A 12,442-nucleotide genomic window follows, 5' to 3' on the forward strand; every position below is an offset into this window, starting at 1 on the left:
CGCTGGATGCGTGGCAGTCGTCGATGTATCCGAAGAGCTGAAGTCCCTCTCCTCGACCATGGAGTCGATCGAGGCCGTCCTGGACCTCGACAGGATGAGGGCAGACATCGCCGTGCTCGAGGAGCAGGCGGCCGCGCCGTCCCTGTGGGACAACCCGGACGAGGCGCAGAAGATCACCAGCAAGCTCTCCCACCTCCAGGCCGAGGTCAGGAAGGCGGAGGGGCTGCGCGGCCGGATCGACGATCTCGCCGTCCTCTTCGAGATGGCCGAGGAGGAGGACGACCCGGACACCCGCGCCGAGGCCGAGGCCGAGCTGGTCCTCGTCCGCAAGGCGCTGGACGAGATGGAGGTCCGGACGCTGCTCAGCGGTGAGTACGACGCCCGTGAGGCGCTCGTCAACATCCGCGCCGAGGCCGGTGGCGTCGACGCCGCCGACTTCGCCGAGAAGCTCCAGCGCATGTACCTGCGCTGGGCCGAGCAGCGCGGCTACAAGACCGAGGTCTACGAGACGTCGTACGCGGAGGAGGCGGGCATCAAGTCCACCACCTTCGCCGTGCAGGCGCCGTACGCCTACGGCACCCTCTCCGTCGAGCAGGGCACCCACCGCCTGGTGCGCATCTCGCCCTACGACAACCAGGGCCGCCGCCAGACCTCCTTCGCGGGCGTGGAGATCCTCCCCGTGGTCGAGCAGACCGACCACATCGAGATCGACGAGTCCGAGCTGCGGGTGGACGTCTACCGCTCGTCCGGTCCCGGCGGCCAGGGCGTGAACACCACGGACTCCGCGGTGCGCCTGACCCACATCCCCACCGGCATCGTCGTCTCCTGTCAGAACGAGCGGTCGCAGATCCAGAACAAGGCGACCGCGATGAACGTCCTCCAGGCCAAGCTGCTGGAGCGGCGCCGGCAGGAGGAGCAGGCCAAGATGGACGCCCTCAAGGGCGACGGCGGCAACTCCTGGGGCAACCAGATGCGCTCCTACGTGCTGCACCCGTACCAGATGGTCAAGGACCTGCGCACCGAGTACGAGGTGGGCAACCCGGAGGCCGTGTTCAACGGCGAGATCGACGGGTTCCTGGAGGCCGGTATTCGCTGGCGCAAGCAGCAGGAGAAGTAACTTTGTCGACATAACAACTGCCGCCCTGGAGGCGGCAGTTGTCTTATGTCTGGGTTTTACATCACACTCACGGGTTCCAAGTCACGGCAAACGCCGCCCCATCGGACATCGCGCCCGCAACGGCCTTGACGATGCTTTGAAAACTCGGAAGGGTGAAGCGTGGCATGCGTATCTCTGGGGCGCATGTGAACCGGGGGAATTGACGCAGATCTCGTCACGGCTGCCTCCGTCGATCACGGCAAGCCCCACGCGCCGCCTCATTGACGACAGCTACTGGGGGTAGCAAACACATGACGAAGAAGACGCGGATCCGGGTCGCGCGGATAGCCGCCGGCGCCGTGATCGCGGCCGGCGCCTCGCTCACCGCAGCGGGCGCCGCCTCGGCCCTGGACCTCGGTGTCCAGGCCGGGCCGATCACGCTGGGCGTGAGCACGGAGGGTGGAGAGGACCAGGGCGCCACGGAAGGCACCGAGGGCACTACGGAGGGGACCACGGAGGGCACCATCGCCGGCGCCATCCAGGGTTCCACCGAGGGCACCTCTCTGGGCGTGACCGAGGGCACCACCGAGGGCACCATCGCGGGCGCCGTCCAGGGCACGACCCAGGGCACCACGGAAGGCACGACCCAGGGCACCACGGAAGGTACGACCCAGGGCACCACGGAAGGTACGACCCAGGGCACTACCGAGGGCACCACTCAGGGCACCTCGGAGGGTACGACCCAGGGCACCACCGACGGGTCCACCCAGGGCAACGGCAACGGTGGCGGCAACGGCAACGGTGGCGGCAACGGCACCGGCGGCGGCAGCTCCACCGGTGGCAACGGCGGCGGCTCCACCACCGGCGGCGACGCCCCCCAGGGCGGCGGCAACGACAACGCCGCCCAGGAGGAGGGTTCCTCCGCCCTCACCGACACGGGCTCGGACACCACGGCCCAGGGCGGCGACAAGCAGCTCGCCGAGACCGGTGCCGGACAGACCGCGTTCCTGCTGGTCGGCGCCGCGACGATGATCGCCGGCGGCATCGGCTTCCGCTTCCTGCCGCGGCTCGTGAACGGCCGGGGCGCCGCCGCCTGAGCGTAGCCGCACGGCGACGCTGAGCACGCGACACGCACCACGAAGGGCCCGGAGCCTTGCTCCGGGCCCTTCGGCCGTCTTCGCGGTACTTCCTACGCGGTCTGGTGGGCCAGCAGCGCCACCGCGGCGATCAGCACCGCGAGCAGCGCGATCAGCGCCATGGGGTTGATCCCCGCGAGGAAGCCCTCCTGCTGCAGTCGCTGGCGGTTGGCACGGCACACCGGGCACCGGCCCTCGCTCACAGGCGACGCGCAGTTCGCGCACACCAACCGGTCGTACGTCATGCGCTCGCCCTCCTCGCGCCGGCCATCACCCGTAGAACGCGCACGGGAACCAGAACGTTCCCCCTCCACTGTGCCAGGTTCCCCCGCAAAGAGCGCGGGCTCCGGGAGAAGCCCGAATCCCGCCTGTACAAAAACGCACAAGCCGCAACCAACCGCGACCGGGCCCTGCGCTCGCACTCCCGGTTCGCGTATGGTCACGCTCATCTACCCCCGGCGACCCGTGGTGCATCCGTGATCCGATTCGACAACGTCTCCAAGGTCTACCCCAAGCAGACCCGCCCCGCCCTCAGGGATGTCTCCCTGGAGGTCGAGAAGGGCGAGTTCGTCTTCCTCGTGGGGTCCTCCGGCTCCGGCAAGTCGACCTTCCTGCGGCTGGTGCTGCGCGAGGAGCGGTGCAGCCACGGCCAGGTGCACGTCCTGGGCAAGGACCTCGCGCGCCTCTCCAACTGGAAGGTGCCGCAGATGCGCCGCCAGCTCGGGACGGTGTTCCAGGACTTCCGCCTGCTGCCCAACAAGACCGTCGCCGAGAACGTGGCCTTCGCGCAGGAGGTCATCGGCAAGTCGCGCGGCGAGATCCGCAAGTCCGTGCCGCAGGTGCTCGACCTCGTCGGACTCGGCGGCAAGGAGGACCGGATGCCGGGCGAGCTGTCCGGTGGTGAGCAGCAGCGCGTGGCCATCGCGCGGGCCTTCGTCAACCGGCCCAAGCTGCTGATCGCGGACGAGCCCACCGGCAACCTCGACCCGCAGACCTCCGTCGGCATCATGAAGCTGCTCGACCGCATCAACCGGACGGGCACCACCGTCATCATGGCGACGCACGACCAGAACATCGTGGACCAGATGCGCAAGCGCGTCATCGAGCTGGAGAAGGGCCGCCTCGTCCGCGACCAGGCCCGCGGCGTCTACGGCTACCAGCACTGACCCGCCGCCTCAGTCACGTCCACGGAAAGGCTTGATCCGACGCCATGCGCGCCCAGTTCGTCCTGTCGGAGATCGGTGTCGGTCTCCGCCGCAACCTGACGATGACCTTCGCCGTCATCGTCTCCGTCGCCCTGTCCCTGGCCCTGTTCGGCGGCTCCCTGCTCATGAGCGACCAGGTGAGCACCATGAAGGGCTACTGGTACGACAAGGTCAACGTCTCGATCTTCCTGTGCAACAAGAGCGACGCGCAGTCGGACGTCAACTGCGCCAAGGGCGCGGTCACCGAGGACCAGAAGAAGCAGATCCGCACCGACCTCGGCAAGATGGCCATCGTCGAGAAGGTGACCTACGAGTCGCAGGACCAGGCGTACAAGCACTACAAGGAGCAGTTCGGCAACTCCCCGCTGGCCGGCTCGCTGACGCCGGACCAGATGCAGGAGTCGTACCGCATCAAGCTCAAGGACCCGCAGAAGTACCAGGTGATCGCGACCGCGTTCAACGGGCGCGACGGTGTGCAGTCGGTGCAGGACCAGAAGGGCATCCTGGACAACCTCTTCCAGTTGCTGAACCTGATGAACCGGGCCGCGCTCGGCGTGATGGCGCTGATGCTGCTCGTCGCGCTGCTGCTGATCGTCAACACCGTGCGGGTGTCCGCGTTCAGCCGTCGGCGTGAGACCGGGATCATGCGCCTCGTCGGCGCCTCGGGCTTCTACATCCAGGCGCCGTTCATCATGGAGGCCGCGGTCGCCGGACTCATCGGCGGCGGACTCGCCTGCGTCTTCCTGGTCGTCGGGCGGTACTTCACGATCGACCACGGCATGGCCCTGTCCAACAAGCTCACGCTGATCAACTTCGTCGGCTGGGACGCGGTGTTGACCAAGCTGCCGCTGATCCTCGCCACCAGTGTGCTGATGCCCGCTCTGGCGGCGTTCTTCGCGTTGCGCAAGTACCTGAAGGTGTGACGCATCCCAAGAGGGTCGTACGGGCGTCCGTCCGTACGGCCCTTCGCCGTTGTCCTAGACTCACCGCCATGTCAGGCCGTGACCCGTTCTGTCAGCCCCGCCGCACCGGCCGTGGGGCCGCCCTGACATTGGTCTTCGCCTGCGCCCTGGTCGCCGGCGCCGCAACCGGCTCCTTCCCGGACACCGGCCAGGGCGCCCGCTCCGGCCCCAAGTCCGCTTCCGCGCCGGCGCCTTCGGCCACCCGCCACGAGGCCGTGCGGCGGGCCGCCGCCAAGGCGATGGCCGACGGCAAGTCGCCCATGGAGGCCGCCGAACGGGCCGTCAGCCGCAGCGGGGACCGCTGGGGAGCCGTCTACTCCGAGGGCGAGTACCAGGAGTTCCGGGAGGCCCTGGACGGCGAGTACACCGGCACCGGGCTGTTCGCGCGGGCCGAGCCGGACGGCCGGATCGAGGTGTCCCGGGTGCAGCCCGGCTCGCCCGCGGCCGACGCAGGGATCCGCACGGGCGACCGGCTGCGCAGCGTCGACGGCACGGACGTGGCCGGACGGCCGGTCACGGAGGTGGTCTCGTTACTCCGCGGCGACGCCGAGGACGCGGCCGCGGGCACGACCGTGACGCTCGGCCTCCAGCGCGGCACGCGCGCGTGGACCGAGACCCTGCGCCGGGCCAGGCTGTCCACGGACCCGGTGACCGTCCACAGGCTGCCCCACAGGATCACCGTGATCAAGGTCGCCGCCTTCACCAAGGGCTCCGGCGACTCCGTGCGCGCCGCGGTGCGCCGCGCCCCGTCCGGCGCCGGCATCGTCCTGGACCTGCGGGGGAACTCCGGCGGTCTGGTCACCGAGTCCGTGGAGACCGCCTCCGCCTTCCTCGACGGCGGCCTGGTCGCCACCTACGATGTCGACGGCGCCCAGCGCGCCCTGCACGCCGACTCCGGCGGCGACACCGGCCGGCCCCTGGTCACCCTGGTCGACGGCGGCACGATGAGCGCGGCCGAGATGCTCACCGGCGCGCTGCAGGACCGCGGCCGCGCGGTCGTGATCGGCACCCGCACCTTCGGCAAGGGCTCCGTCCAGATGCCCACCGAGCTGCCCGACGGCTCGGTGGCCGAGCTGACCGTGGGCCACTACCGCACCCCGTCCGGCCGCGCGGTCGACGGCCGGGGCATCACCCCGGACCTGGACGCGGGGCCGCAGGCGCTGCGCCGCGCCGAGACGGTCCTGGGCGGTCTGGGCGACCCCTCGTAGCGCCCTGTTAATGCGCTTCCCCCGCACCCCCTCCGTGGTGCGAAAATGGGCGCACTATGGCTAAGGAAAAAGGGCGCAAGCTGATCGCGCAGAACAAGAAGGCGCGGCACGACTACCTCATCCTCGACACGTACGAGGCCGGTCTCGTGCTGATGGGCACCGAGGTGAAGTCACTGCGCCAGGGGCGGGCCTCGCTGGTCGACGGGTTCGTGCAACTGGACGGTCACGAAGCGTGGCTGCACAACGTGCACGTCCCCGAGTACAGCCAGGGCACCTGGACCAACCACAGCGCCCGGCGCAAGCGGAAGCTGCTGCTGCACCGCGACGAGATCGACAAGCTGGAGGCGAAGTCCCAGGAGACGGGTCACACGATCGTGCCCCTCGCCCTGTACTTCAAGGACGGCCGCGCCAAGGTCGAGATCGCGCTGGCGAAGGGCAAGAAGGAGTACGACAAGCGCCAGACCCTGCGCGAGAAGCAGGACCGGCGCGAGGCGGACCGCGCGATGTCGGCTGTGCGGCGCAAGCAGCGGGCCTAGTCACCGGACCGGCGCGACCGGCGGGAATAGGCTGGCACCGGACCGCGTTGGTCACGTACGATGGCAGCGCACCCCACAGAGGGTGCGAGCCCCCTCTCCGGAGGGCCCTCCTCGGAGGGGTTTGAAAAAACAACATGGGGATGATCGGTTTCGACAGCGGATGTCGAAGCAGGGGAAGCGTGTCGAGGAAGCGGCCATGATCTCGTAAACCACAGGCCGAAAACAATAATCGCCAACACCAAGCGCGATTCCTCCCACTTCGCCCTCGCTGCCTAATTAGCAGCTAGCGAAGCTCTCAAGGGAGTGTCAGCCCGGGCTTGTTCCCGTCCCGGATCCTGGCATCGACTAGGGAACTAAACCTTGATCCCGGTCACGGGGTGAAGAGGGAAACCAAACAGTGACTGGGCCCGTCGGCGACTTGTTCGCGTGATCGCCGGGGCCGAGAAAAGCGAAGCGAACTGCACACGGAGAAGCCCTGGTTCCGCACCGTTGGACGCGGGTTCGATTCCCGCCATCTCCACGAGACGGTGGTGGACCGTGCTCGCAGCGAACGCGAGCCCAGTCCGTCCCGTCGGGATCTCCGGGGGCATGACCCCCGGACCCCCTCATCCCATGTGGGCAAGGCCCCGTCGCTCCGGAGCGACGGGGCCTTTGTCATGCGGTCCGCCGGGCGAGCCGCGAGAGCGAGGCCGTGACCAGGGCCAGGACGCCGGTGTCCAGGGTCGGCTGGAGGACCGGCGCGAACCGGGAGCTGTGGTTGACCGGGATGTCCTGCGCCACCGTGCCGCGCCGCCGGGCGGTCGCGTAGACGTCGGGGTCGACGCAGCCGAGCGCCCAGTAGGTGTACGGGACGCCGAACGCGTCCGGGATGCGGCTGAAGTCCTCGCTCGCGCTCTGCAGTTCCACCGTGCCCGTCCGGTCCCCGAAGACCTCCTCGAAGGCGGCCGCCACCTCCCGGGTCACCGCCGCGTCGTTGACGGTCGGCGGGAAGCGGGTGCCCTCCTCGATCTCCGGTTCGCGGGTCGCTCCGGAGGCGGCGCACTCGGCCGTCACGATCCGCCGCACCGCGGCCAGGACGGCCGTCCGGGTCCCCTCGTCGTAGGTGCGCGCGTTCAGCAGCAGTTCCGCTGACTCCGGGATCACGTTGCCGCTCGTGCCCGCCTGCACCGAGCCCACCGTGAGCACCGCGGGCCAGGTGGCGGCCAGCTCGCGCGAGACGATCGTCTGGAGCCGCACGACGATCATCGACGCCATCACCACCGGGTCGATCGCGGCCTGCGGCGCCGAGCCGTGCGCACCCCTGCCGTGCACGGTGACGCGGATGTTGTCCGCCGCGGACAGGAAGGAACCGGCGCGGGTGCCGACCCGCCCGGCCGGATAGGGCAGCACATGCTGGGCGAACGCCACGTCCGGCCGCGGCACGAGATCGGTGAGTCCGTCGGCGAGCATCCGGTCGGCGCCGTCACCGGGCTCCTCGGCCGGCTGGAACAGGGCCACCAGCGTCCCCCGCCACGCCCCCCGGGCGGAGGCCAGCAGCCGGGCCGCGCCCAGCAGACAGGTGACGTGCATGTCGTGACCGCAGGCATGGGCCACCGGCACCTCGCGGCCCGCCGCGTCCTTGCCGACGGCCTTGCTGGCGTACGGCAGGCCGGTCTCCTCGCGGACCGGCAGCGCGTCCATGTCGGCGCGCAGCAGCACCGTCGGCCCGTCCCCGTTGGCCAGCACGCCGACCACGCCGGTGCCGCCGATCCCGTCCTGCACCCGGTAGCCGCAGCTCCCCAGGCGTTCCGCCACCCGGGTCGCGGTCCGGTGCTCCTGGTGGCCCAGCTCCGGGTGGGTGTGCAGGTCCTCGTAGAAGCCCTCCAGCTCGGGCCGGATGTCACCGAGCCCGGCTACGACCTCGTCCACGCGATCCCTGAGGCTCATGACTGTGCGGTGCTCCTCGTTCCTCGGCGGGTGGTCCCCCCCCCGGTGAGTCCCCCGTCCGGGTCACGAGCCGCGGCCGCGGGACGACCTGGGCCGCCAGTCGCGGCTGCCCGGCAGGTGCCAGCCCCGGACCAGCGCGACCATCCGCAGCGAGACGCCCAGCAGGAGCCCGGCCGCGATGCCGACGGTGGGCACGCCGAGCCGGCTGCAGAGCACCGTCACCCCGCTCACCAGCACGGCGACGGTCGCGTACAGGGGATTGCCGCCGAAGATGGAGGGAGTGTGGGCCAGCAGCAGGTCCCGGATGGCGCCGCCGCCGACCGCTGTGATCGTGCCCAGCAGCACGGCGGGCAGCCAGCCGAGGCCGACGGAGAGGGTCTTCTGCGCCCCGGCGATCGCCCAGACGCTGAGCGCCAGCGCGTCGAGCAGGTTGAAGGTCCAGCCGGAGGTGTGACGGCTCAGGTCGGCCAGGAACGCCAGCAGCGTCCCGGCGGTGGCGACGGTCAGATAGGTGTAGTCCGTCAGGGCGACGGGCGTCCCGTGCTGCAGGAGGGTGTCGCGCAGGATGCCGCCGCCGAGACCGGAGACGATGCCGATGACCAGGAAGCCGAAGAGGTCCAGCCGGCGGCTCCGGGCCAGCACCCCGCCGAGTGTCCCGTTGGCGAACACCCCGCTCAGGTCCAGCACCCGGGTCACCTCCGTGACGTTCTCCGGGGACAGCCAGCCGGCCACGCATCAGCACCTCCGCCCTCACCGTCGCCCCGACCATCGAACCAGCCGGAGCGGGCCCCCGCCCGGTGAGCGCCCGCCTACCGGGCCGCCGGCCGCCCGGCCGCCCCCGTCCGGAGCCGCGACGCGCCGATCACCAGAGCCACGGCCGCCGCGAGCGCCGGCACCGCGAAACCCGTGGCCGGCGAGCCATGCTCGGCCGCCCAGCCGCCGGCCGCCGAACCGCAGGCGATGCCGGTGAGCAGGCCGGTGACGACGAGGCTCATGCCCTCGTTGAGCCGGTCGGCCGGGGTGCGGGACTGCACCAGGGTCATCGCGGTCACCATCGTCGGCGCCGTCGCCATGCCCGCCACCAGCAGCGCGCCCGCCAGGGCGACGAGGGAACCGGTGGTGGCGGCGGCCAGCCAGGGCAGGGTCATCAGGGCGGCCATCGCGAGCAGGCAGCGGGGCAGGCCGAGACCGGCGGGCTTCAGGGCCCCGTACAGCAGACCGGCCGCGCACGAGCCCGCCGCCTGCAGCGCGAGGACCAGGCCCGCCGCCGCCCGGTGCCCCTGGGCGTCGGCGTAGGCGATCGTGACGACCTCCATCGAGCCGAACACCGAGCCGGTCGCCACGAAGCAGGCCAGCAGCGCCGGAATACCCGGGCTGCGCAACGGGGACCGGGCCTTGGACCGGGCCAGCGGCGGCGGCTCGGTCGCCCGCTGCGCGGTGAACAGCAGCACGCCGGCCAGCAGCAGCACGGTCCCGGCGAGCGTGCCCGCCTCCGGGAAGAACGTGCCGGTCAGGAAGGCGGCCAGCACCGGGCCCAGCATGAAGCACAGCTCGTCGGCGGCCTGCTCGAAGGAGTTGGCGGTGTGCAGGGCCGCGGGCTCGTCGCGCAGCAGGTGGGCCCAGCGGGCGCGGGACAGACCGCCGATGTTGGGGGTGGCGGCGGTGGCGGCGTAGGCGGCGAACAGGGTCCAGTTGGGGGCGCCGAAGCGCACGCACAGCAGCAGGGCGAGGCTACCCAGCACCGCCGTGAGGGTGGCCGGCACGACGACCCGGGCCTGCCCGTGCCGGTCGACGAGCCGCGCGATCCACGGCCCGGCCACCCCGGTCGCCGCCAGACCGGCGGCGGTGACGGCGCCGGCGAGCGCGTAGGAGCCCCGGGCCCCGGCGATCATCACGACCGCGCTCACGCTGAACATGCCCATCGGCAGCCGTGCGACGAGGTTGCCCGCGGTGAAGGCGAGCGTGCCGGGGCGGGAGAAGAGCCCCCGGTATCCGCGGGGCCGCCCCGTCCCGCGCTCCTCGCACTGCTCGTCCGGTATCCGGCTGTCCTCGGTGGTCTGTGGCGGCATGGCTCAACGGTGGCCCGCGGTGGATCACGCGGTCCAACACCTTCTCGGCGCCGACTCACGCACATGCGTTGTGAATCGGGGCGGTAGATTCGCCGCCATGCCCGCTCCCGCCGCCATAGAACCGCGCCTGCTGCGCGCCTTCGTCGCCGTCGCCGAGGAGCTGCACTTCACCCGGGCCGCGGCCCGCCTGTACGTGGCCCAGCAGGCGCTGAGCCGTGATGTGCGGCGGCTGGAGCGCGAGTTGGACGCCGAGCTGTTCGTGCGGACCACCCGGCAGGTGACGCTCACCGCGGACGGCGAGCGGCTGCTGCCGCACGCCCGGCGGGTACTGGCCGCCCAAGACGACCTGCTCGCCGCCTTCGGCCAGGCCCGGCCGCTGCTGGTCGACCTCAACTCCGCCGGCCTGCTCACCGGCCGCCGGGTGCTGCACCGGGCCCGGGAACTCGCCCCCGATTGCGAGCTGATGGCCCGCTACGAGAGCGGTCTGACGGGAGCGGCGGCCGAGGTGCTCGCGGGCCGGCTGGACGTCTCCTTCGGGCGTTTCGCGGGCCTGGACCCGGCGCTGCGGTCCGGTCTCGAACAGCAGCCGGTCCGCTACGAGCCGATGGCCGTCGTCCTGCCCGACGACCACCCGCTGGCCGCCCTGCCGGAGGTCCCGCTGGGGGCGCTGGCCGGGGAGACGGTGTACGCCGGAGCGGGCAACCCGCGCACCCGGGAGTGGACCGACCTCGCGCTTCACCTCTTCGAGGGACGCGATATCCGGCTCGCACCGCCCCATCCGCTGCCGGTGGGCGACGAGGAGTTCGAGCGGATCATGGCCAAGACCCGCAACGCGATCCTGGCCGTGGTGGACTTTCCGGCCATGCCCCGTTCGGTGCTGCGGCCGCTCGTCGACCCGGTCCCGCTCTCACCCGTGTCCCTGGTCTGGCGCAAGGGGCTGGTCCACCCCGGGCTGACGGCGCTCCGCAGGGCCGCGAGCGAGATCGCGGGAGCCGAAGGGTGGCTGCGACGGCCGGTCGACCGATGGATTCCAGCCGTGGATGATGATGTGATGAGCGCCCGTTAGGCGGCACATGGCGAACACGGCACCTGCGCATGCGCTACATTCGGGGCCCGAGCACGGTGTGGTAAAGGGGGCGCTCGGGCTGGGTGGGGGCCTGGTTCGAACGACGGGTGCTCGGTGTCGATGCGCACCCGGAACTGTCCCGTGGGGGGATGTGCGCACGTGAAAGAGTGGCGAGAAGACGCCCAACCGGTCCGGCCCGAAGTGCCGTCCGCGCCCGTGCAACGCCGGGTGGCGGAAAGTCACCCGCAGGTGTTCCCGGAGACCGGTGACGTCCCCGGCACCGGGTCCCTCCCGGCGGCCGGAATATCCCGGGGCGGTCGAGCCGCCCGGACCGAGGCCGACGGGACGGCCGTGATCCCACGGCCCCGCAACGACCGCAGAGCCGCGGACTTCCGCCGGGCCCCGGGCCGCGCCGCGGCCCCCGCCACGGACCCCGAGCAGACCACCGTGCTGCGCCGGGTGCGGGCCGGCGGCCACCCCGGAGCCGGCGCCGCCGAGCCCCTCCGCGACCCCTGGGGCGAGCCCCTGCCCGCCATCCCCGCCCAGCCGGCCGCCCACGACCCCACGCACGACCCGCACGAGGTCACGGTCCAGATGAACGCCGTCCAGCTCGGCGACGGCCGGCTGGACCCGGCCGCGGGCGCCGCGCACGGCGCCGGCCGCGAGAACGCCGACGGCCCCGTCTTCGTCGACGCGTCCGGCCGCCGCAGCCGTACCTTCCGCCGCCTCGGCGTGATCGTCGGCCTGGCCTGCGCCGTGTACGCCGTGATCATCGTGGTGACGCTGTTCTCGGGCAGCTCGGACGCGCCCTGGGTCCCGGTGCCCGGCCAGGACGAGAACGCGCCCGCCGGCCAGGTGGACACCCCGCCGCTGCCCAGCGTCTCGGCGGAGCCGACGCCGGAGAGCAGCGGCTCCGCGGCCGCACCCGTCGCGTCCCCGACCGGGCGCGCCGGCGCCGTACCGGGCTCCGGTCCGGCGCCGAGCTCCGCCCCGGGCGCCTCGCACACGTCCGCCGACGCGGCGCCGACGGCCGGCACGCCCGCCGGCTCCAGCGTGGTCGGCGGCACCAGGAACCCGTCCACCGCCCCGGCGACCCCGGCCGGCTCCTCCCCGGACCCGTCCGCGTCGAGCACCGGCGCGTCCCCCGCCCCGTCACTCTCCCCCGCCGGCGGCACGGGCCCCGAGGCCCAGGGCGCCGCCGGCCCGACCGCCCCGCGTCCGCGCCTCTGATCAGCGAA

12 protein-coding genes and 1 other RNA gene are annotated in these 12,442 nt (G+C 71.9%); 9 read left to right on the top strand and 4 right to left on the bottom strand.

The window, feature by feature from the left end:
* Positions 1-10 precede the first annotated feature (10 nt).
* Together prfB and ACFYU0_RS34195 are read left to right on the top strand one after the other, a co-directional pair.
* Positions 11-1,117 (top strand): peptide chain release factor 2, encoded by a 1,107-nt coding sequence (gene prfB / locus ACFYU0_RS34190; protein ID WP_351665329.1) that lies wholly within the window; start codon positions 11-13, stop codon positions 1,115-1,117.
* Between the two features lie 290 nt (positions 1,118-1,407).
* The gene (locus ACFYU0_RS34195; protein ID WP_389306253.1) at positions 1,408-2,193 is read left to right on the top strand and encodes a hypothetical protein; all 786 of its coding nucleotides are present in this window, start codon (positions 1,408-1,410) and stop codon (positions 2,191-2,193) included.
* Positions 2,194-2,285: 92 nt separating this feature from the next.
* On the opposite strand, the gene ACFYU0_RS34200 is transcribed toward ACFYU0_RS34195, so the two are convergent.
* Positions 2,286-2,477: a hypothetical protein gene (locus tag ACFYU0_RS34200; RefSeq protein WP_351665325.1), complete on the bottom strand. Its 192-nt coding sequence runs from the start codon at positions 2,475-2,477 to the stop codon at positions 2,286-2,288.
* A 231-nt stretch (positions 2,478-2,708) separates the two neighbouring features.
* Here ACFYU0_RS34200 and ftsE point away from each other — a divergent pair, with 231 nt between their 5' ends.
* From ftsE to ssrA, 5 genes are all read left to right on the top strand, one after another.
* Positions 2,709-3,398, top strand: a complete 690-nt coding sequence (gene ftsE / locus ACFYU0_RS34205) for a cell division ATP-binding protein FtsE (protein WP_031159396.1) — start codon at positions 2,709-2,711, stop codon at positions 3,396-3,398.
* Positions 3,399-3,442: 44 nt separating this feature from the next.
* Positions 3,443-4,360: a permease-like cell division protein FtsX gene (ftsX, locus tag ACFYU0_RS34210; RefSeq protein ID WP_351665323.1), complete on the top strand. Its 918-nt coding sequence runs from the start codon at positions 3,443-3,445 to the stop codon at positions 4,358-4,360.
* A 68-nt stretch (positions 4,361-4,428) separates the two neighbouring features.
* A complete protein-coding gene (locus tag ACFYU0_RS34215) occupies positions 4,429-5,607 on the top strand; it encodes a S41 family peptidase (protein ID WP_351665321.1) in 1,179 nt (392 codons plus the stop codon).
* 56 nt (positions 5,608-5,663) lie between these two features.
* Entirely contained in the window at positions 5,664-6,143 is a 480-nt protein-coding gene (smpB, locus tag ACFYU0_RS34220) for an SsrA-binding protein SmpB (protein ID WP_143638372.1), read from the top strand.
* A gap of 136 nt (positions 6,144-6,279) precedes the next feature.
* Positions 6,280-6,666: a transfer-messenger RNA gene (gene ssrA, locus ACFYU0_RS34225) on the top strand.
* Between the two features lie 131 nt (positions 6,667-6,797).
* Here ssrA and ACFYU0_RS34230 read toward each other — a convergent pair.
* From ACFYU0_RS34230 to ACFYU0_RS34240, 3 genes are all read right to left on the bottom strand, one after another.
* Complete coding sequence (locus ACFYU0_RS34230) at positions 6,798-8,069, bottom strand: amidohydrolase (protein WP_389306257.1); 1,272 nt, start codon at positions 8,067-8,069, stop codon at positions 6,798-6,800.
* Positions 8,070-8,132: 63 nt separating this feature from the next.
* Positions 8,133-8,801 (bottom strand): trimeric intracellular cation channel family protein, encoded by a 669-nt coding sequence (locus tag ACFYU0_RS34235; RefSeq protein ID WP_351665315.1) that lies wholly within the window; start codon positions 8,799-8,801, stop codon positions 8,133-8,135.
* 77 nt (positions 8,802-8,878) lie between these two features.
* Entirely contained in the window at positions 8,879-10,138 is a 1,260-nt protein-coding gene (locus tag ACFYU0_RS34240) for an MFS transporter (protein WP_351665313.1), read from the bottom strand.
* A gap of 97 nt (positions 10,139-10,235) precedes the next feature.
* Between ACFYU0_RS34240 and ACFYU0_RS34245 the strand changes: the two genes are divergently transcribed.
* Both ACFYU0_RS34245 and ACFYU0_RS34250 read left to right on the top strand, forming a co-directional pair.
* Positions 10,236-11,204: a LysR family transcriptional regulator gene (locus ACFYU0_RS34245; protein ID WP_389306260.1), complete on the top strand. Its 969-nt coding sequence runs from the start codon at positions 10,236-10,238 to the stop codon at positions 11,202-11,204.
* Between the two features lie 351 nt (positions 11,205-11,555).
* On the top strand, positions 11,556-12,434 hold the full coding sequence (locus ACFYU0_RS34250) for a hypothetical protein (RefSeq protein ID WP_389306262.1): 879 nt from the start codon (positions 11,556-11,558) through the stop codon (positions 12,432-12,434).
* Positions 12,435-12,442: the final 8 nt, after the last annotated feature.

The organism is Streptomyces sp. NPDC003720, assembly GCF_042875075.1.
Lineage (GTDB): Bacteria > Actinomycetota > Actinomycetes > Streptomycetales > Streptomycetaceae > Streptomyces.